The 19,227-nt window shown below is 60.6% G+C and carries 16 protein-coding genes; 9 read left to right on the top strand and 7 right to left on the bottom strand.

Annotated elements, in window-relative coordinates; all coding sequences use genetic code 11:
• Nucleotides 1-85 precede the first annotated feature (85 nt).
• The gene (gene bglX, locus AC0ZWN_RS04905; RefSeq protein ID WP_476334238.1) at nucleotides 86-2,377 is read left to right on the top strand and encodes a beta-glucosidase BglX; all 2,292 of its coding nucleotides are present in this window, start codon (nucleotides 86-88) and stop codon (nucleotides 2,375-2,377) included.
• 131 nt (nucleotides 2,378-2,508) lie between these two features.
• On the opposite strand, the gene AC0ZWN_RS04900 is transcribed toward bglX, so the two are convergent.
• The 5 genes from AC0ZWN_RS04900 to AC0ZWN_RS04880 form a co-directional block, all read right to left on the bottom strand.
• Nucleotides 2,509-3,666, bottom strand: a complete 1,158-nt coding sequence (locus AC0ZWN_RS04900; protein WP_476334236.1) for a phospholipase D-like domain-containing protein — start codon at nucleotides 3,664-3,666, stop codon at nucleotides 2,509-2,511.
• A 1-nt stretch (nucleotide 3,667) separates the two neighbouring features.
• Entirely contained in the window at nucleotides 3,668-4,258 is a 591-nt protein-coding gene (locus tag AC0ZWN_RS04895; protein WP_476334235.1) for a YceI family protein, read from the bottom strand.
• Nucleotides 4,259-4,442: 184 nt separating this feature from the next.
• Nucleotides 4,443-4,739, bottom strand: coding sequence for an amidase (locus AC0ZWN_RS04890; RefSeq protein ID WP_476334233.1), 297 nt, complete (start codon nucleotides 4,737-4,739; stop codon nucleotides 4,443-4,445).
• Complete coding sequence (locus AC0ZWN_RS04885) at nucleotides 4,736-5,809, bottom strand: serine hydrolase domain-containing protein (RefSeq protein ID WP_476334232.1); 1,074 nt, start codon at nucleotides 5,807-5,809, stop codon at nucleotides 4,736-4,738. The genes AC0ZWN_RS04890 and AC0ZWN_RS04885 overlap by 4 nt, the downstream gene beginning before the upstream one ends.
• Before the next feature lie 167 nt (nucleotides 5,810-5,976).
• On the bottom strand, nucleotides 5,977-6,855 hold the full coding sequence (locus AC0ZWN_RS04880) for an acyl-CoA dehydrogenase middle domain-containing protein (RefSeq protein ID WP_476334230.1): 879 nt from the start codon (nucleotides 6,853-6,855) through the stop codon (nucleotides 5,977-5,979).
• A 153-nt stretch (nucleotides 6,856-7,008) separates the two neighbouring features.
• Here AC0ZWN_RS04880 and olsB point away from each other — a divergent pair, with 153 nt between their 5' ends.
• Nucleotides 7,009-7,764: an L-ornithine N(alpha)-acyltransferase gene (olsB, locus tag AC0ZWN_RS04875; protein WP_476334228.1), complete on the top strand. Its 756-nt coding sequence runs from the start codon at nucleotides 7,009-7,011 to the stop codon at nucleotides 7,762-7,764.
• Nucleotides 7,764-8,558, top strand: a complete 795-nt coding sequence (locus AC0ZWN_RS04870; protein ID WP_476334227.1) for a lysophospholipid acyltransferase family protein — start codon at nucleotides 7,764-7,766, stop codon at nucleotides 8,556-8,558. Before olsB ends, AC0ZWN_RS04870 begins: the two co-directional genes overlap by 1 nt.
• Before the next feature lie 114 nt (nucleotides 8,559-8,672).
• On the opposite strand, the gene AC0ZWN_RS04865 is transcribed toward AC0ZWN_RS04870, so the two are convergent.
• Entirely contained in the window at nucleotides 8,673-9,245 is a 573-nt protein-coding gene (locus AC0ZWN_RS04865; RefSeq protein WP_476334225.1) for an acyl carrier protein phosphodiesterase, read from the bottom strand.
• 170 nt (nucleotides 9,246-9,415) lie between these two features.
• On the opposite strand from AC0ZWN_RS04865, the gene AC0ZWN_RS04860 reads away from it, so the two are divergent.
• The 3 genes from AC0ZWN_RS04860 to AC0ZWN_RS04850 are packed head-to-tail and all read left to right on the top strand — an operon-like array spanning nucleotide 9,416 to nucleotide 11,996.
• On the top strand, nucleotides 9,416-9,718 hold the full coding sequence (locus tag AC0ZWN_RS04860; RefSeq protein WP_007917068.1) for an ArsR/SmtB family transcription factor: 303 nt from the start codon (nucleotides 9,416-9,418) through the stop codon (nucleotides 9,716-9,718).
• A gap of 34 nt (nucleotides 9,719-9,752) precedes the next feature.
• The gene (locus tag AC0ZWN_RS04855; RefSeq protein WP_095049162.1) at nucleotides 9,753-10,919 is read left to right on the top strand and encodes an MFS transporter; all 1,167 of its coding nucleotides are present in this window, start codon (nucleotides 9,753-9,755) and stop codon (nucleotides 10,917-10,919) included.
• A gap of 27 nt (nucleotides 10,920-10,946) precedes the next feature.
• Nucleotides 10,947-11,996, top strand: coding sequence for an alkene reductase (locus AC0ZWN_RS04850; RefSeq protein ID WP_460098004.1), 1,050 nt, complete (start codon nucleotides 10,947-10,949; stop codon nucleotides 11,994-11,996).
• A gap of 388 nt (nucleotides 11,997-12,384) precedes the next feature.
• On the opposite strand, the gene emhR is transcribed toward AC0ZWN_RS04850, so the two are convergent.
• Nucleotides 12,385-13,017 (bottom strand): efflux system transcriptional repressor EmhR, encoded by a 633-nt coding sequence (gene emhR, locus AC0ZWN_RS04845; RefSeq protein ID WP_016982806.1) that lies wholly within the window; start codon nucleotides 13,015-13,017, stop codon nucleotides 12,385-12,387.
• A gap of 266 nt (nucleotides 13,018-13,283) precedes the next feature.
• Here emhR and emhA point away from each other — a divergent pair, with 266 nt between their 5' ends.
• The 3 genes from emhA to emhC are packed head-to-tail and all read left to right on the top strand — an operon-like array spanning nucleotide 13,284 to nucleotide 19,066.
• Entirely contained in the window at nucleotides 13,284-14,441 is a 1,158-nt protein-coding gene (gene emhA, locus AC0ZWN_RS04840; RefSeq protein WP_099758210.1) for an efflux RND transporter periplasmic adaptor subunit EmhA, read from the top strand.
• A gap of 3 nt (nucleotides 14,442-14,444) precedes the next feature.
• On the top strand, nucleotides 14,445-17,609 hold the full coding sequence (gene emhB / locus AC0ZWN_RS04835; protein WP_116254502.1) for an efflux RND transporter permease subunit EmhB: 3,165 nt from the start codon (nucleotides 14,445-14,447) through the stop codon (nucleotides 17,607-17,609).
• Nucleotides 17,606-19,066 (top strand): efflux RND transporter outer membrane subunit EmhC, encoded by a 1,461-nt coding sequence (emhC, locus tag AC0ZWN_RS04830; RefSeq protein WP_476334222.1) that lies wholly within the window; start codon nucleotides 17,606-17,608, stop codon nucleotides 19,064-19,066. The genes emhB and emhC overlap by 4 nt, the downstream gene beginning before the upstream one ends.
• Nucleotides 19,067-19,227: the final 161 nt, after the last annotated feature.

Here is a 19,227-nt window from a genome sequence, read left to right as displayed (position 1 = left end):
GCCTGTACCCGAACAACAATAGTCGCTCCCTAAATTTTGGCTGGCCGGCGTTGCATTGCCGCTTGGGCCCTTGAGAAAACTATTCATGAAGAAGCTGTGTTTGCTGGGTCTGTTCGTCAGTCTGGCCAGTCATCAAGTATTGGCCGCCACGACCCCGGTCCCCCTGGAAAACAAGGACGCGTTCATCAGCAACCTGATGAAGCAAATGACCCTCGACGAGAAGATCGGCCAGTTGCGCCTGATCAGCATCGGCCCGGAAATGCCCCGAGAGCTGATCCGCAAAGAAATCGCCGCCGGCAACATCGGCGGCACGTTCAACTCGATCACCCGTCCGGAAAACCGGCCGATGCAGGATGCTGCCATGCGCAGTCGCCTGAAGATTCCGATGTTTTTCGCGTACGACGTGATCCACGGTCACCGTACGATTTTCCCGATTCCACTGGCCCTCGCTTCGAGCTGGGACATGGACGCCGTCGGTCAGTCCGGGCGCGTTGCTGCTAAAGAAGCCGCCGCCGACAGTCTCGACATCACCTTCGCGCCGATGGTCGACATCTCTCGCGACCCGCGCTGGGGCCGCAGCTCCGAAGGCTTCGGTGAAGACACCTACCTGACTTCACGCATTGCCGGCGTCATGGTGCGCGCCTATCAGGGCGCCACCCCGAGCGCGGCCGACAGCATCATGGCCAGCGTCAAGCACTTCGCCCTGTACGGCGCGGTCGAGGGCGGTCGCGACTACAACACCGTCGACATGAGCCCGGTGAAGATGTACCAGGATTACCTGCCGCCGTACCGCGCCGCGATTGATGCCGGTGCCGGCGGTGTGATGGTTGCGCTCAACTCGATCAACGGCATTCCGGCCACCGCCAACACTTGGCTGATGAATGATCTGCTGCGCAAAGACTGGGGCTTCAAGGGCCTGGCGGTCAGCGACCACGGCGCGATTTTCGAACTGATCAAGCACGGCGTGGCCCGCGACGGTCGTGAAGCGGCGAAGCTGGCGATCAAGGCCGGTATCGACATGAGCATGAACGACACCCTGTACGGCAAAGAGCTGCCGGGGCTGCTCAAGTCCGGCGAGATCGAACAGAAAGACATCGACAACGCCGTACGCGAAGTGCTCGCGGCCAAGTACGACATGGGCCTGTTCAAGGACCCGTACCTGCGCATCGGCAAGGCTGAGGACGATCCGGCCGACACCTACGCCGAAAGCCGTCTGCACCGTGCCGAGGCCCGTGAAGTGGCGCGTCGCAGCTTGGTTTTGTTGAAGAACCAGAACGAAACCCTGCCGCTGAAGAAAGACGCGAAAGTCGCACTGGTCGGTCCGTTGGCCAAAGCACCGATCGACATGATGGGCAGCTGGGCCGCAGCGGGTAAGCCTGCGCAATCGGTGACCCTGTTCGATGGCATGAGCTCGGTGATCGGTGACAAGGCGAACCTGATCTACGCCCGTGGCGCCAACATCACCAGCGACAAGAAGGTCCTCGACTACCTGAACTTCCTCAACTTCGATGCGCCGGAAGTGGTCGACGATCCGCGTCCGGCCAACGTGCTGATCGACGAAGCGGTGAAAGCCGCCAAGGACGCTGACGTGATCGTCGCGGCAGTCGGTGAATCCCGTGGCATGTCTCACGAATCCTCCAGCCGCACCGACCTGAACATTCCGGAAAACCAGCGTGAGCTGATCCGCGCGCTGAAAGCTACCGGCAAACCGCTGGTGCTGGTGCTGATGAACGGCCGCCCACTGACCCTTCTCGAAGAGAACCAGTCGGCTGACGCCATTCTGGAAACCTGGTTCAGCGGCACCGAGGGCGGTAACGCCATCGCTGACGTGCTGTTCGGCGACTACAACCCGTCGGGCAAACTACCGGTGACCTTCCCGCGCTCCGTGGGCCAGATCCCGACTTACTACAACCACCTGAGCATTGGCCGGCCGTTCACGCCGGGCAAACCGGGCAACTACACCTCGCAGTATTTCGATGACACGACCGGGCCGCTGTTCCCGTTCGGTTATGGCCTGAGCTACACCCAATTCGCCCTCAGTGACATGGCGCTGTCGTCGACCACCCTGAACGCCACCGGCAAGCTCGACGCCAGCGTCATGGTCAAGAACACCGGCAAGCGTGACGGCGAAACCGTGGTGCAGTTGTACATTCAGGACGTCACCGGCTCGATGATTCGTCCGGTGAAAGAACTGAAGAACTTCCAGAAAATCATGCTCAAGGCCGGTGAACAGAAAGTCGTGCACTTCACCATCAGCGAGGATGACCTGAAGTTCTATAACGCCCAGCTCAAATACGCGGCAGAGCCTGGCAAGTTCAACGTGCAGATCGGCCTGGATTCGCAGGACGTGACGCAGCAGAGCTTTGAATTGCTGTAACCAACGCCGCAGTACCCTGATCGTTCCCACGCTCCGCGTGGGAATGCCTCAAGGGACGCTCCGCGTCCAGTGACGCGGAGCGTCACGGGCTGCATTCCCACGCAGAGCGTAGGAACGATCAACGTGAGCGACTAGCCGCGGCGGTCGAGAATGTTGACCACCAACCGATCCACCCAGCCCCACACCCGCTGCTTCACCCGCCGCCACAACGGCCGGCGCTGCCACTCCTCCAGACTCACCTGCTGACTCAGCCCGAAGTCCTTCACAAAACTCGCCTGCACCGCTGCCGTCAACGACGGATCCAGCGCCTCCAGATTTGCCTCCAGATTGAAGCGCAGGTTCCAGTGATCGAAGTTGCACGAACCGATGCTCACCCAATCGTCAACCAGCACCATTTTCAAGTGCAGAAAGCACGGCTGGTATTCGAAGATCTGCACCCCGGCCTTGAGCAGTCGCGGGTAGTAGCGATGCCCGGCGTAACGCACCGACGGGTGATCGGTGCGCGGCCCGGTCAGCAGTAGCCGCACATCGACTCCGCGCGCCGCTGCCTTGCGCAGGGAGCGGCGGATTTTCCAGGTCGGCAGGAAATACGGTGTGGCCATCCAGATGCGTTTTTGCCCGCTGTTCAAAGCGCGAAACAGCGATTGCAGAATGTCGCGATGTTGGCGGGCGTCGGCGTACGCCACTCGGCCCATGCCCTCGCCCTTGTCCGGCACCCGTGGTAACCGTGGCAAGCCGAAATGCGCGGCCGGGCGCCAAGCGCGGCGATAGCGATTGGCGATCCACTGGCGATCAAACAGCAATTGCCAGTCGATCACCAGCGGGCCGCTGATCTCGACCATCACTTCGTGCCACTCGCTGGTGTCGTGCCCCGGTGTCCAGAACTCATCGGTGACACCGGTGCCGCCAACCACCGCCAGACGCTGATCGACCAGCAGCAACTTGCGGTGATCACGATAGAAATTACCGACCCAGCGCCGCCAGTTCAGCCGATTGTAGAAACGCAGTTCAACGCCGGCGTGTGTCAGGCGCTGGCGCAGATTGAGAGTAAACGCCAGGCTGCCGTAATCGTCGAACAGGCAACGCACGCGCACGCCACGCTCGGCGGCCAGCACCAGCGCCTGCACGATGGTTTCGGCACAGGCGCCAGCCTCGACCAGATACAACTCGAGTTCGATCTGCTCCTGCGCGCCGGCAATCTGCTCAAGCATGCGCGGGAAGAATTGCGGGCCATCGATCAACAGTTCGAACCGGTTGCCATCGCGCCACGGAAACACCGCGCCGCGCATGTCAGCGCGCCGTGAAAATCAGCACCGCACCCACCGGTACCGACAGACTGATGGCCGACAGGTCGGCAAGTTTGCGCAGGCTTTCCAGCCCCGGCACGAGATCGAAATCCTCGGCGCTGATCACCAACGGTTCCAGGGTGACCACTTGAAAACGCCGGTCATCGAGGCGCGTCGCCAGCAGTTCGGCGGGGTATTCGTGTTGCTTGCCGTGCAGGTTGACGGTCAGCGGCAGACGCAATTCCAGCTGCGCACCGGGGGCCAGATCGTTGATTGGGCGCAGGTCGATCTGGGTGGTGATGGTCGCTTCGGGGAATTGCTCGATCTGGAACAGCTCCTTGCGCATGCGCTCATCGCGCAGCGGGATGCCGCTGTTGATCGAATCCATCTCGACTTCGACTTCGGCGCGACCGTTGGGGTCGACCTTGCCGTGCAGCACCAGAAAGCGCTGCACTTCGGAAATATGGGTGTTTTTCGTGCTGACAAACGACAGCCGCGACGACTCGCCGTCCAGATACCAATTGGCCTGCGCCGGCAATGCGACGCTGGCGAGCAGCAGACTGGAGAGGGTTGCACAGAGAGAGCGGTTGAACATTGAACACTCGTGGGGCTGATAAACCTGCACGAACCTTAACCGCACACGCTGTTATTGCAAACTGAAGATCACACCCGGTGGGAGCGAGCCTGCTCGCGAAGACGTCATCTGCCTCAACAGACAAGGTGCGCCTGCTATTGCATTCGCGAGCAGGCTCGCTCCCACAAAAAACAATCGGGTGTTTTCAGGGATTCAGGCGACAGCCTTGCCGTTCGCTTTGCCACTGGGCGCGATTGCTGCGGCCCATGCCGCTGACCGTGATGGTTTTGTTCGCGCTGTCATCGGTGAATTGGCTGGTCGGCAGCCATTGTTTTACATAGCCACGACAATACTCGGCGTCGTTGTTCATCACGTAACGACAGGAACAATATTCCTTGGCGGTATAGGCGCTGATGATGTCGGGGAAGGCCCACAGATTTTCGCGCTCGTAGACGATCCAGCCGAGCAGCAGGACCAGCATTAACAGCAAGAAGCGCTTCATGGCCGCACCGCCTTCAGCACGTGTTTGAGCAGTTCGTTATGGCTGTAGCTGCCGTCGCGGTCATCGGCGTAACGCACGATCAGCAGTTTTTCACTGGGGATCACGTAGAGCGCCTGGCCCCAATGCCCGAGGGCGGCAAACGTGTCGGGCGGTGCAGCGGGCCATGGCGATTCAGCACCATCGGCTGGACGATTGAGCCACCATTGGCCGCCGGGCACGGCTTCGTCCTGATGGGCTTTGTAACCGGCGAAGGGAGTGCGGCTGAACGCCACCCACTCCTTGGGCAATAACTGCCGATCATGCCAGCGCCCGTCACGAGCCATCAGCAAACCGACCCGCGCCAGATCCCGCGCGGTCAGGTAGGCATAAGAGGAAGCGACAAACGTGCCGTTGGCATCGGTCTCCCACACGGCGTGGCGGATGCCCAACGGTTCGAACAACGCCGTCCACGGATAATCCGGATAACGCTGCGGGCCGACGATATTTTTCAACGCCGCCGCTAGCAGATTGCTGTCGCCGCTGGAATAACGGAAGGCCTGCCCCGGTTCGGCGTAAGCATCGTGATCGGCGGTGAACGCGGCCATGTCGCGACGGCCCCGGGTGTAGAGCATCGCCACCACCGAGGATTTCAGTGGCGCGTATTCGTAATCTTCCTGCCAGTCGATACCGGAGGCCCAGTGCAGCAGGTCGGCGATTTTGATGGCTGGGTGTTGTTCCAGCGGCGGGTAAAACTGCACGGCCGGGGCTTCGAGTTTGAACAGGCCTTCGCCGTACGCCACACCGAGGACGGTGGCCATCAGGCTTTTGCTGATCGACCAGGTCAGGTGCGGGGTTTGTTCGGTGGTCGGGCCGGCGTAGCGTTCGTAGATGATCTGGCCGTCGCGGATGATCAGCAAGGCGTCGGTGCGGATGCCTTGGCGGGTGTTGTCATCGCGGGGTGGGAAGGCGTAATTCTCCAGCGCTCCGGTATCGGTGATCGTCGTGCCGATTGGCCATGCTTCACCGGGCCATTGTTCGGCCTGAACGGTGAAGCTGATCAGCAGCAGAAACAGCGACAGGCCTTTGCGCATGGTGAGGGCTCTGGGAATGAACCTGCTGAGATTAGTCGGGGTTGATGACAGATGTGTGGGGATGTTGAGGCCGCCTTCGCGAGCAAGCTCGCTCCCACAGTTGACCGAGTTCCTTCAGTTGGAATGCCATCAAACTGTGGGAGCGAGCTTGCTCGCGAAGAGGCCAGTCAAGCCTGCGCCAAAGCCTTGGCCAGACGCTTGGCCCGAGCCCCCGCCGCCAACTGCATCACGCCTTGATCGCGTTGCCACATCTGCGCCCACTCTGCCGGACCGTCAGCCAACGCTTGACTCACTTCCCCCTCCAGCGCCTCAAACTGCGCAAACAACCCAGCCAACAACACATGCCCGGCCGGATTGTTCGGCGGTTGCCGACTCGCCTCCGCACACCCGGCCAACAGCGCCAGCAAGCGCAATTGCAGCGCCTGCGGCCAGTCACTGTCCTGACCGACGCCATATAGCCATGCGGTCATCGCGCTCAGCACATAAACGTCCTCCAGCGTGCGGAACGGTTTGACGTAAGCGTCCCAACCATCGCCGGCCAACAACTCGCACAACGCGTTATCAAGCTGCAGCCGACCATGGCTGACGTCAGGCATCAACGGCAGCGCCGGCAGTTTCTCCACGGTCACGCCGGGTTCGCCGGGATACACCACCGCCAGACTCAGGCGCGGCGATTCACCGGATTCTTCACTGCGCGCGGCGATCAGCAACCAGTCCGCCGCATCGCCGGCGGTGACAAAATCCTTGCGTCCGCTCAGACGTAAATCCGTCAGCCGGGTCTGCATGTCCGCCGGACGCAAACTGCGCTGTTCGGTCGCACACAACGCACCGAGGCTCAGCGGAGCACTCGGCCACAACATGCGCAATGCCGCCTGATAACCGACCAGAAACGCCAGCCCCGGCGTCGCCATCCGCCGCCCGCCCGCGACCGCCAATTCGAATGGGGTGACGTTGCCCAGTTGCTGCAACAACGTCGCGAAACCCTCGGCCAGGTCAGCAACGGCGGGCAATCGTTCACGGCGGTGCAGCAGATCTGGCCAGGGCATAAGAGGCTCCTTGTGGGCTGTCATATAAGCATCACCGAACGTTCATGGCGATGACACCGGGGCTACATAGCCTGACTTTGCACAACACGGCTGCATAAAGAAAGTCGATCGGCTGCAACCCACGACGGGTTAAAGGCCCGTACGGAGATTCACATGACTCAGATCGCCCGCATCAGCGACACCGGCAATGAACGCCGCCTGCAAGCCGAACGCCTGATCGGCGCCGAGGCCTTGCAGCAAGCCCAGGCCTTGCGCTTCAACGTCTTCAGCGGCGAGTTCAACGCCAAACTGAAAGGCGCGGAACTGGGTCTGGACATGGATGATTATGATGTTCACTGCAGCCACATCGGCGTGCGTGACTTGAACACCGGCCGTCTGGTGGCGACCACGCGTCTGCTCGATCACACCGCTGCCAGCAGCCTCGGCAAGTTTTACAGCGAAGAAGAATTCAGCCTGCACGGCCTGACGCATCTGCAAGGCCCGATCCTCGAAATCGGTCGCACCTGCGTCGACCCGGCCTATCGCAACGGCGGCACCATTGCGGTGTTGTGGGGCGAATTGGCCGAAGTGTTGAATCAGGGCGGTTACAGCTACTTGATGGGTTGCGCGAGCATTCCGATGCAGGACGGCGGCATCCAGGCCCACGCGATCATGCAGCGTTTGCGTGAACGCTATCTGTGCACCGAAAACCTGCGCGCCGTGCCGAAAAATCCGCTGCCAACCCTGGATATTCCGTCCAATGTGATCGCCGAAATGCCGCCGCTGCTCAAGGCCTACATGCGCCTGGGCGCGAAGATCTGCGGCGAGCCGTGCTGGGACGAAGACTTCCAGGTCGCCGATGTGTTTATCCTGCTCAAGCGCGACGAACTCTGCCCGCGCTACGCCAAGCACTTCAAGGCGGCCGTGTGATGAGCCGGCTGCGGGTGTACGCGCGGATCGCGCGGGTGCTGCTGGTGGTGGCGCTGGGGTTGACCATGGCCACTGTCTTTGGCGTATTTGAACGAATTGGCCTGGCGCATTCGATGGAACGGCGTCAGCGCTGGTCGCGCTTCTTCATGGCGCGCCTGAGCAATGCCCTGCCCTTTCGCGTGACCGTGCACGGTGAGCTGCCGAAACAGCCGATGCTGTGGGTCAGCAATCATGTGTCGTGGACTGATATTCCGCTGCTCGGCATGCTCACGCCGTTGTCGTTTCTGTCCAAGGCCGAAGTGCGTACCTGGCCGGTGGCTGGTTGGCTGGCGGCGAAGGCTGGCAGCCTGTTCATCCGTCGCGGTTCGGGCGACAGCCAGTTGATCCGCAAGCAGATGACCCGTCACCTGCAAACCGACCACGCCCTGATGATGTTCCCGGAAGGCACCACCACCGATGGGCGCTCGCTGCGTACCTTTCATGGTCGCTTGCTGGCGGCGGCGATTGATTCCGAGGTGATGCTGCAACCGGTGGCGATCCGTTATCTGCGTGATGGCGAGATCGATGCGCTGGCGCCGTTCATTGGTGACGATGATCTGCTCTCGCACCTGATGCGTCTGTTCAGCAATGATTGCGGCGATGTCGAAGTCCATCTGCTCAAGCCGATTGCCTGTCAGGGGCGTGAGCGTGCGGCGTTGGCATTTGAAGCACAGCAGGCGGTGCAGAAGGCGTTGTTTGGCGAAGTGGCGAAACCGGTCGAACCGCGTCGTGCCGGCGAATTGATAGCTGCTTGAAATACAGAACCCCTGTGGGAGCGAGCTTGCTCGCGAAAGCGGTATGTCATTCAAAGTTGATGTTGGCTGACACGACGCCTTCGCGAGCAAGCTCGCTCCCACATTGGTTTTATGTCATTGACGGATTTGTGCGAAGTCCTGGAGTTGTGGGTAGAACAAGCGGAAGTCTTCACTGAGCGGCTCATACAACCGCCGCAATTCCTCCATCGCCCCCGCCAGCTCTTCCGGCCGGCTCAGCCGCCGTGAGATGCCGCGCAACACCTGCTCCAGCACTTCAAATTCCTGATACGAACCCAACCAGTCATTGGCGACCATGTGCGGGGCGATCTTCGCCAATCGCTCGGGCAGTTGCCGTTCGCGGGTCAGCACCCGATACACATCAGCGGTGAAAACCTCCAGCGGCTGATCGGCATACAACCGCCAGTCCCGGGCCAGGCAATGATCGAAAAACACGTCGAGGACGATCCCGGCATAACGCCGCCTCGTATCGGAAAACCGCCCCAACGCAACGTCCACCAACGGATGGCGATCGGTAAACACGTCAATCCGCCGATGCAGTTGAATGGCCGCCTCGACCTCCGGGGCAAACTGCCCTTGCAGCCGACCTTTGACGAAATCGCCATACAGACTGCCGAGCAGTTGCCCGGGGCGCTGGCCACCGAGGTGTAAATGTGCGAGATAGTTCATGGGCGCAGCTTAGCACTGCGACCCGCAATCCATACACCATCGTATCGTTATAACGCGATATACCAATTTATGCTGACGTCAGATCAAAATCATATTGGTGTATCGCGATCTAACGATTTATATTTCGCCACATCGCGATATAGCGTTGTACACATTGTGAGCACCCTGCCATGAACCTCGACCTCGACGAAATAATAAAAGCCCTGGCGCACCCAGTACGGCGAGACATCCTCAACTGGCTGAAAGACCCGAAGAACGAATTTCCGGAACAGTTGCACAACCACGAGTACGGCATTTGCGCCGGGCAGATCGATCAGCGCTGCGGCCTGTCGCAGTCGACTGTTTCGGCACACCTCGCAACGTTGCAACGCGCCGGCCTGATCAGCAGCCAGAAGGCCGGTCAATGGCACTTTTTCAAACGTAACGAGGACGTGATCCAGGCGTTCCTCAGCACCCTCAGTAAAGAGCTCTGACCCTTAACGTCAGCCAGCCGACAAGGAAACCTGCATGCCCCTCTCGCTACTCATTCTCGCCTTGAGCGCCTTCGCCATCGGCACCACCGAGTTCGTCATCATGGGCCTGCTGCCCAATGTGGCGGCCGACCTCGGTGTGTCGATCCCCGGCGCCGGTTGGCTGGTGACCGGATACGCCCTCGGCGTGGCCATCGGTGCGCCGTTCATGGCCATGGCCACCGCCAGACTGCCGCGAAAAGCGGCACTGGTCGCGTTGATGGGCATTTTTATTGTCGGCAACCTGCTGTGTGCGATTGCCAGTGATTACAACGTGCTGATGTTTGCCCGTGTGATCACCGCGCTGTGCCACGGTGCGTTCTTCGGCATCGGTTCGGTGGTGGCGGCCAATCTGGTGCCCGCCAACAAGCGAGCGTCGGCGGTGGCGTTGATGTTCACCGGTCTGACCCTGGCCAACGTCCTCGGTGTGCCGCTGGGCACTGCGCTGGGTCAGCAATACGGCTGGCGCTCGACCTTCTGGGCGGTGACCGTCATCGGTGTGATTGCGCTGATCGGCCTGATCCGCTTCCTGCCGGCCAAGCGTGACGAAGAAAAACTCGACATGCGCGCCGAACTCGCCGCCCTCAAAGGTGCCGGGATCTGGCTGTCGCTGAGCATGACCGCGCTGTTCGCCGCCTCCGTCTTCACCCTGTTCACCTACGTCGCCCCGCTGCTCGGCGAAGTCACCGGCGTGTCACCGCGTGGCGTGACCTGGACGCTGATGCTGATCGGCCTGGGCCTGACCGTTGGCAACATCATCGGCGGCAAACTCGCCGACAAGGGCATGGCCGCCACGCTGATCGGCGTGTTCATCGCCATGGCCGTGGTTTCCACCGTGCTGACCTGGACCAGCGTTGCGCTGATCCCGACTGAAATCACCTTGTTCCTCTGGGCCACCGCGTGTTTCGCCGCCGTGCCGGCGCTGCAAGTCAACGTGGTGACCTTCGGCAAAGCCGCACCGAACCTGGTTTCGACCCTGAACATCGGCGCCTTCAACGTCGGCAACGCCCTCGGCGCCTGGGTCGGCGGCAGCGTCATCGCCCACGGCTATGGCCTGACCAGCGTGCCACTCGCGGCGGCGGCTCTGGCCGTGCTCGCCCTGCTGGTGACCCTGATTACTTTCCGCCAGAACGGCAATGCCGATCTGGCCCCTGCTACCAACTGATTAACTTTCACTACGAGGGTTGTAGACATGGCAACTATTTTTGATCCGATCAAACTCGGCGACGTCGAGCTGGCCAACCGCATCATCATGGCCCCACTGACCCGCTGCCGCGCCGACGAAGGCCGCGTACCGAACGCGCTGATGGCTGAATACTACGTACAGCGCGCGTCCGCTGGCCTGATCCTCAGCGAAGCCACTTCGGTAACGCCAATGGGCGTCGGCTACCCGGACACCCCGGGCATCTGGTCCAACGATCAAGTGCGTGGCTGGGCCAACGTGACCAAAGCGATTCACGCTGCCGGCGGCAAGATCTTCCTGCAACTGTGGCACGTGGGCCGTATCTCCCACGAGTCGTACCTCAACGGTGAAGCGCCGGTGGCACCGAGCGCGATCCAGCCTAAAGGTCACGTCAGCCTGGTGCGCCCACTGGCCGACTACCCAACCCCACGCGCCCTGGAAACCGCTGAAATCGCCGACATCGTCGACGCTTACCGCACCGGTGCCGAGAACGCCAAAGCCGCCGGTTTCGACGGCGTGGAAATCCACGGCGCCAACGGTTACCTGCTCGACCAGTTCCTGCAAAGCAGCACCAACCAGCGCACCGACAACTACGGTGGCTCACTGGAAAACCGTGCACGTCTGCTGCTGGAAGTGACTGACGCCGCGATCGAAGTCTGGGGCGCTGGTCGCGTTGGTGTGCACTTGGCACCGCGCGCTGACTCCCATGACATGGGCGATGACAACCTGGCGGAAACCTTCACCTACGTCGCACGTGAACTGGGCAAGCGCGGCATCGCGTTCATCTGCTCCCGTGAGAAAGAAGGCGCCGACAGCCTCGGCCCGCAATTGAAAGAAGCGTTCGGCGGCCCTTACATCGCCAACGAACGCTTCACCAAGGACAGCGCTAATGAGTGGCTGGCCAGCGGCAAGGCTGATGCCGTGGCATTTGGTGTGCCGTTCATTGCCAACCCGGATCTGCCGGCTCGTTTGAAGGCGGATGCGCCGTTGAATGATGCGCGTCCGGAGTTGTTCTACGGTAAGGGGCCGGTCGGTTACATCGACTATCCAGCGCTATAAGCAGTAGGAACACAAAGCCCCCGACTTTTGAGAGTCGGGGGCTTTTTTGTGCTCGCCTGGAGAATGATTGCGCGTCTGAGTACGTAGCCCCTCATCGGAACGCCGCCCGCCCAGCCCTCTCCCAGGGGAGAGGGAGCCGATCTGTGTGCGTTTCAAATCTGGAGTTCGACCTGATATCTCAGGTCGGTGTAACTCGAAAGAACACCTCGGTCAGTCCCCTCTACCTCTGGGAGAGGGTTAGGGTGAGGGCAAGCGGCTCACACTCATTCACACAGAAGACACAAATTCCCTACAAAATGCGTAGCTCGCTACGTTTAAACTCCCCCCGCTGCGAAGCTATATAAAGGCAGGCCAATTGACATAAGCGCTGTCAATTACGCATTTTGTTTCATTTGCGCAGGCTGGGGCTCAGGCGCAGCATGTCCAACCCTGTATCGACCCAACGCTCAGCCTCGGCATGCAGCTCAAAGCTGTCCGGCGCCAGAAGCCATCCATACAGAAGGCCATCGATATAGCTGTGAATACTGATGGCCGCGCGGGCGGTGTCGAGATCTTCCGGCAACTGGCCGCGATTGACCGCATTACGCAACGTCAGAGCGATGCGCTCGTTGCAATCGAGACTGACGTCCCGGCGCTGCTGGCGCAAATCGCACATTTCATCGGTGAACTCGCACTTATGAAACAGAATTTCGTTGATCCGCCGGGTTTTCGGGTCCAGCGCAACTTGATGAAACAAATGAATCAGCAGTTGGCGCATGCAGCCCAACGGATCGAGTTCATCTTCACTTTCGCTGGCCCTGGCCAATTCATCCAGCGGCTCACGCAGCGAATCCAGCATGGCCTGGACCAGATCGGCCTTGTTACTGAAATGCCAGTAAATAGCACCGCGTGTGACGCCGGCCATTGTCGCGATATCGGCCAGCGTCGTACGAGCGACACCCCTTTCATAAAAGGCTTTCTCCGCCGCTTCCAGGATCTGGCTACGGGTTTCTTGAGCTTCCTCTTTGGTACGACGGACCATGACAGTAAAACCTCAAACAGGATGTTTCAGGGATGGCTGAATATCCGCTGAATAAAGAGGGGGCGATCTCTCACGGATCTGCTCCCCGGCCTACAATTTCAAACCTTGCGACGAGTTTTGTAACAGGGTGGGTACAAGGCAAAGGTATTTACAAACAACCATGAACGTAAGTATATTCCTTAGCAAGCTACTTATCCACCCGGTACCCAATTTTTACCCTTCCACACTTCTTGTGCGCTTTTCGCGCGCCTGACCCGAGGATCTTCATGCAATTCAAGCCAGCTGTTACCGCTCTGGTCACTGCCGTCGCCCTGGCATCGCTGCTCAGCGGATGTAAAAAGGAAGAAGCGGCACCGGCCGCTCCACCGCCTCAGGTCGGCGTCGTCACCCTGCAACCACAAGCATTTACCCTCACCTCCGAACTGCCGGGCCGCACCAGTGCGTACCGCATCGCGGAAGTTCGACCGCAGGTCAACGGCATCATTCTCAAGCGTCTGTTCAAGGAAGGCGGCGATGTCAAAGCCGGCCAGCAGCTGTATCAGATCGATCCATCGGTCTATGAAGCGACCCTGAAAAGCGCCGAAGCCAACCTGCGTTCGACCAAGTCGATCTCCGACCGCTACAAGCAACTGGTCGACGAGCAGGCCGTGAGCCGTCAGGAATACGACACCGCCGTGGCCAACCGCATGGAATCGGAAGCGTCGCTGCAGAGCGCGCAGATCAACGTGCGTTACACCAAGGTGTACGCGCCGATCTCCGGGCGTATCGGCCGCTCTTCGGTCACCGAAGGTGCCTTGGTGAGCAATGGTCAAACCGACGCCATGGCCGTGATCCAGCAACTGGACCCGATCTACGTTGATGTCACCCAGTCCTCGGTGGAACTGCTGGAGCTGCGCCGCGAACTGGAAAGCGGTCGTCTGCAGAAAGCTGGCGACAACGCCGCCGCAGTCAAGCTGACCCTGGAAGACGGCAGCCAATACAAGCTCGACGGTAAGCTGGAATTCTCCGAAGTGTCGGTCGACCAGACCACCGGTTCGGTAACCCTGCGCGCCGTGTTCCCGAACCCGGATCACACCCTGTTGCCAGGCATGTTCGTCCACGCGCAGCTGCAGGCCGGCGTCAACAGCGCCGCGATCCTCGCCCCGCAGCAAGGCGTGACCCGTGACCTCAAAGGCACGCCGACCGCACTGGTCGTCGGCCCGGACAACAAAGTCGAGTTGCGTCAGTTGAAGGCCAGCCGCACCGTCGGCAGCCAATGGCTGATCGAAGACGGCTTGAAGGCCGGCGATCGCCTGATCACCGAAGGGCTGCAATTCGTCAAACCGGGCGTCGAGGTCAAACCGACCGAAGCGACCAACGTCGGCACCAAGAACCCGGCCCCCGCTCAGGCAGCTGACAAAGCCGCCGGCGGCAAAGGGGAGTAATCCATGTCAAAATTCTTCATCGACCGTCCGATTTTCGCCTGGGTAATTGCCCTGGTGATCATGCTGGTCGGGGCACTTTCGATCCTGAAATTGCCGATCAACCAGTACCCGAGCATTGCGCCACCGGCCATTGCGATCTCCGTGACCTACCCGGGCGCTTCGGCGCAAACCGTGCAGGACACCGTGGTCCAGGTGATCGAGCAGCAGCTCAACGGTATCGACAACTTGCGTTATGTGTCCTCGGAAAGTAACTCCGACGGCAGCATGACCATTACCGCGACCTTCGAGCAAGGCACCAACTCCGACACCGCGCAGGTGCAGGTTCAGAACAAGCTGAACCTCGCCACCCCGCTGTTGCCGCAGGAAGTGCAGCAACAAGGTATCCGCGTGACCAAGGCAGTGAAAAACTTCCTGTTGGTCATCGGCGTGGTCTCGCGTGACGGCAGCATGACCAAGGACGACTTGTCCAACTACATCGTGTCGAACATGCAGGACCCGATCTCGCGGACCGCCGGTGTCGGTGACTTCCAGGTCTTCGGTGCCCAGTATGCGATGCGCATCTGGCTCGACCCGGCCAAGCTGAACAATTTCAACCTGACCCCGATCGACGTGAAGACTGCCATCGCGGCGCAAAACGTCCAGGTCTCGTCCGGCCAGCTCGGCGGCTTGCCGGCCGTACAGGGCCAGCAGTTGAACGCGACGATCATCGGCAAGACCCGTCTGCAGACGGCCGAGCAGTTCAAGGAAATCCTGCTCAAGGTCAACAAGGACGGTTCGCAGGTTCGCCTCAAAGACGTGGCTGATGTTGGCCTGGGTGGCGAAAACTACGCCATCAGTGCCCAGTTCAACGGCAGCCCGGCATCCGGTCTGGCAGTGAAACTGGCCAACGGCGCCAACGCCCTCGATACTGCCAAAGCCTTGCGCACCACTATCGACAGCCTCAAGCCGTTCTTCCCGCCTGGCATGGAAGTGGTGTTCCCGTACGACACGACCCCCGTAGTGACCGAGTCGATCAAAGGTGTGGTTCACACGCTGGTCGAAGCGATCGCGCTGGTGTTCCTGGTGATGTTCCTGTTCCTGCAGAACTTCCGCGCCACCGTCATCACCACGATGACCGTGCCGGTGGTATTGCTCGGTACGTTCGGCATCCTCGCCGCCGCCGGTTTCAGCATCAACACCCTGACCATGTTCGGCATGGTACTGGCCATCGGTTTGCTGGTGGACGATGCCATCGTCGTGGTGGAAAACGTCGAGCGAGTCATGGCTGAGGAGGGCCTGTCTCCGAAGGAAGCGACCAAGAAATCCATGGGCCAGATCCAGGGCGCACTGGTCGGTATCGCCTTGGTACTGTCGGCGGTTCTGCTGCCAATGGCGTTCTTCGGTGGCTCGACCGGTGTGATCTACAAGCAGTTCTCGATCACCATCGTCTCGGCCATGGCCCTGTCGGTGCTGGTCGCGCTGATCTTCACCCCAGCACTCTGCGCGACCATGCTCAAGCCTATTCCCCATGGTGAGCACGGCGTTCCGAAAAAAGGCTTCTTCGGCTGGTTCAACCGCAACTTCGATCGCAGCGTCAAAAGCTACGAGCGCGGCGTCGGCAATATCCTGCGCCAGAAGGTGCCTTACCTGCTGGCCTACGCGCTGATTCTGATCGGCATGATCTGGTTGTTCATGCGCATCCCCTCCTCCTTCCTGCCGGAAGAAGACCAGGGCGTACTGTTCGCTCAAGTGCAGACCCCGGCCGGTTCCAGCGCCCAGCGCACCCAAGTAGTCGTGGATGAAATGCGTGAATACCTGCTGCGTCCGACCAAGGATGGCGGTGAAGGTGACACCGTCGCCTCGGTGTTCACCGTGACCGGTTTCAACTTCGCCGGCCGTGGTCAGAGCTCGGGTATGGCATTCATCATGCTCAAGCCATGGGATGAGCGTAACGCCGACAACAGCGTGTTCAAGCTGGCGGCTCGCGCCCAGCAGCACTTCTTTACCTTCCGCGACGCGATGGTGTTCGCCTTCGCCCCGCCGGCAGTGCTGGAGTTGGGTAACGCCACGGGTTTCGACGTGTTCCTGCAGGACCGCGCCGGTATCGGTCATGAAAAACTGATGGAGGCACGCAACCAGTTCCTCGGCATGGCGGCGCAAAGCAAAGTGTTGTCGCAGGTACGTCCGAACGGTCTGAATGACGAGCCGCAATTCCAGCTCGAAATCGATGACGAGAAGGCCAGTGCCTTGGGCGTTACCATCAGCGACATCAACAACACCTTGTCGATTGCTTTGGGCAGTAGCTACGTCAACGACTTCATCGACCGTGGTCGGGTGAAGAAGGTGTACGTGCAAGGCCAGCCGGATTCGCGCATGAAACCGGAAGACTTGAAGAAGTGGTACGTACGCAACGCCACCGGCACCATGGTTCCGTTCTCGGCATTCGCCAAGGGCGAGTGGATCTACGGTTCGCCGAAGCTCTCGCGCTACAACGGTGTGGAAGCGGTGGAAATCCTCGGTGCCCCGGCTCCAGGTTACTCCACGGGTGAAGCCATGGCCGAGGTCGAAGCCATTGCCGCAAAACTGCCGAAAGGCGTAGGCATCTCCTGGACGGGGCTGTCCTATGAAGAACGTCTGGCGGGTTCGCAGGCGCCGGCATTGTTTGCGCTGTCGCTGCTGATGGTATTTCTGTGTCTGGCGGCTCTCTATGAGAGCTGGTCGATTCCGATTGCCGTGGTGCTCGTGGTTCCGCTGGGGATCATCGGTGCCTTGCTGGCGACCAGTCTGCGCGGGCTGTCCAACGACGTGTACTTCCTGGTGGGGCTGTTGACGACCATCGGTCTGGCAGCGAAAAACGCCATTCTGATCGTCGAGTTCGCCAAGGAATTGCATGAACAGGGCGCCAGTCTGCGCGACGCCGCCATCGAAGCTTGCCGCATGCGTCTGCGTCCGATCATCATGACGTCCCTGGCGTTCATCCTCGGCGTAGTGCCTCTGGCAATTTCCACAGGCGCCGGCTCAGGCAGCCAGCACGCCATTGGCACCGTGGTAATTGGCGGTATGATCACCGCCACCGTACTCGCGATTTTCTGGGTACCCCTGTTCTTCGTTACGGTTTCGTCCATGGGCCAGCGTAAAATCACCGACCCGGATGACACTAAAGAAACTCCTAAAGAGGCTGGCCAATGAGCAAGTCGCTACTCTCCATCGCAGTCGCTGCCTTCGTGCTGAGCGGTTGCTCGCTGATACCTGATTATCAGCAGCCTGAGGCTCCGGTCGCAGGTCAGTACCCGCAGGGGCCGGCCTATTCGCCGGCCCAGGCACCGGCACAAGCCGCTGCCGAGCAAGGCTGGAAGCAGTTTTTCCATGACCCGGCGCTGCAACAGCTGATCCAGGTGTCCCTGGAAAACAACCGCGACCTGCGTGTCGCGGCGCTGAACATCGACGCCTATGCGGCTCAATACCGCATCCAGCGCGCCGACCTGTTCCCGGCGGTATCGGCCAATGCCAGCGGCAGCCGTCAGCGTGTTCCGGCCCGTGCCTCGCAAACCGGCGAGTCGAGCATCACCAGCTCCTACTCCGCCACTGTCGGCATCAGCGCCTACGAACTCGACCTGTTCGGTCGCGTTCGCAGCCTGAGCGAACAAGCGCTGCAACAATACTTCGCCACCGAAGAAGCACGCCGCAGCACCCAGATCAGTCTGGTCGCCAGCGTCGCCAATGCTTATCTGACCTGGCAAGCGGACAAGGAACTGCTCAAGCTGACTCAGGACACCCTCGGTGCCTTCGAAGAAAGCTACAAGCTGACCAGCCGCAGCAACGAAGTCGGTGTGGCTTCGGCACTGGACCTGGCCCAGTCGCGCACCTCGGTCGAGAACGCTCGTGCACAACTGGCGCGTTACACCCGCCAGGTCGCGCAGGACGAAAACAGCCTGACCCTGCTGCTCGGCACTGGTATTCCGGCCAACCTGCAAGCGGCCAAACCGCTGTCCGATGACCTGCTCAGCGACGTACCGCCGGGGCTGCCTTCGGATCTGCTGCAACGTCGTCCGGACATTCTGCAAGCCGAGTACAACCTGAAAGCGGCCAACGCCAACATTGGCGCAGCCCGTGCCGCATTCTTCCCGAGCATCAGCCTGACCGCCAACGCGGGCAGCCTGAGTCCGGACCTGTCCGGCCTGTTCAAGGGTGGTTCGGGGACGTGGTTGTTCCAGCCGCAGATCAACCTGCCGATCTTCAACGCCGGCAGCCTGCGCGCCAGCCTCGACTACGCCAAGATCCAGAAGGACATTGGCGTGGCGAACTACGAGAAGTCCATTCAAACGGCCTTCCAGGAAGTCGCCGACGGCCTCGCCGCCCGCCAGACCTACACCGAGCAGCTGCAAGCGCAGCGTGACTTCGTCGCGGCCAACCAGGACTACTACCGCCTGGCCGAACGTCGCTACCGCATCGGCGTCGACAGCAACCTGACGTTCCTCGATGCCCAGCGTCAGCTGTTCAGCGCACAACAAGCGCTGATCACCGACCGCCTCGCGCAGCTGACCAGTGCGGTCAACCTGTACAAGGCCTTGGGCGGTGGCTGGAATGCGCAAACCGCGCAGAACGAACCGCTGAAAGAAGAAGCACCGAAGATGAAGTTGTTCTGATCATCGGCTGAATACAAGGAGCCCACCGATTGGTGGGCTTTTTGTTGCCTGGCAGAAAGGTGTGTTGTCTGGGCTGGCCTATTCACGAGCAAGCTCGCTCCCACAGGGGAACGCATTCCAAATGTGGGAGCGAGCTTGCTCGCGAAGAGGCCCTGACATTC

It is taken from the genome of Pseudomonas sp. 3B-A001-10F (assembly GCF_056313565.1).
Note: the sequence above shows the minus strand (reverse complement) of the source record. Positions and strands in the feature narration are given on the sequence as shown.

Coding starts and splice junctions, on each gene's coding strand:
- emhA (WP_099758210.1), top strand. CDS start 13,284: ATGCAATTCAAGCCAGCTGTTACCGCTCTGGTCACTGCCGTCGCCCTG.
- emhC (WP_476334222.1), top strand. CDS start 17,606: ATGAGCAAGTCGCTACTCTCCATCGCAGTCGCTGCCTTCGTGCTGAGC.
- AC0ZWN_RS04890 (WP_476334233.1), bottom strand. CDS start 4,739: ATGAAGCGCTTCTTGCTGTTAATGCTGGTCCTGCTGCTCGGCTGGATC.
- AC0ZWN_RS04880 (WP_476334230.1), bottom strand. CDS start 6,855: ATGCCCTGGCCAGATCTGCTGCACCGCCGTGAACGATTGCCCGCCGTT.
- AC0ZWN_RS04855 (WP_095049162.1), top strand. CDS start 9,753: ATGCCCCTCTCGCTACTCATTCTCGCCTTGAGCGCCTTCGCCATCGGC.
- AC0ZWN_RS04870 (WP_476334227.1), top strand. CDS start 7,764: ATGAGCCGGCTGCGGGTGTACGCGCGGATCGCGCGGGTGCTGCTGGTG.
- AC0ZWN_RS04865 (WP_476334225.1), bottom strand. CDS start 9,245: ATGAACTATCTCGCACATTTACACCTCGGTGGCCAGCGCCCCGGGCAA.
- AC0ZWN_RS04900 (WP_476334236.1), bottom strand. CDS start 3,666: ATGCGCGGCGCGGTGTTTCCGTGGCGCGATGGCAACCGGTTCGAACTG.
- AC0ZWN_RS04860 (WP_007917068.1), top strand. CDS start 9,416: ATGAACCTCGACCTCGACGAAATAATAAAAGCCCTGGCGCACCCAGTA.
- olsB (WP_476334228.1), top strand. CDS start 7,009: ATGACTCAGATCGCCCGCATCAGCGACACCGGCAATGAACGCCGCCTG.
- emhR (WP_016982806.1), bottom strand. CDS start 13,017: ATGGTCCGTCGTACCAAAGAGGAAGCTCAAGAAACCCGTAGCCAGATC.
- AC0ZWN_RS04895 (WP_476334235.1), bottom strand. CDS start 4,258: ATGTTCAACCGCTCTCTCTGTGCAACCCTCTCCAGTCTGCTGCTCGCC.
- AC0ZWN_RS04885 (WP_476334232.1), bottom strand. CDS start 5,809: ATGCGCAAAGGCCTGTCGCTGTTTCTGCTGCTGATCAGCTTCACCGTT.
- AC0ZWN_RS04850 (WP_460098004.1), top strand. CDS start 10,947: ATGGCAACTATTTTTGATCCGATCAAACTCGGCGACGTCGAGCTGGCC.
- emhB (WP_116254502.1), top strand. CDS start 14,445: ATGTCAAAATTCTTCATCGACCGTCCGATTTTCGCCTGGGTAATTGCC.
- bglX (WP_476334238.1), top strand. CDS start 86: ATGAAGAAGCTGTGTTTGCTGGGTCTGTTCGTCAGTCTGGCCAGTCAT.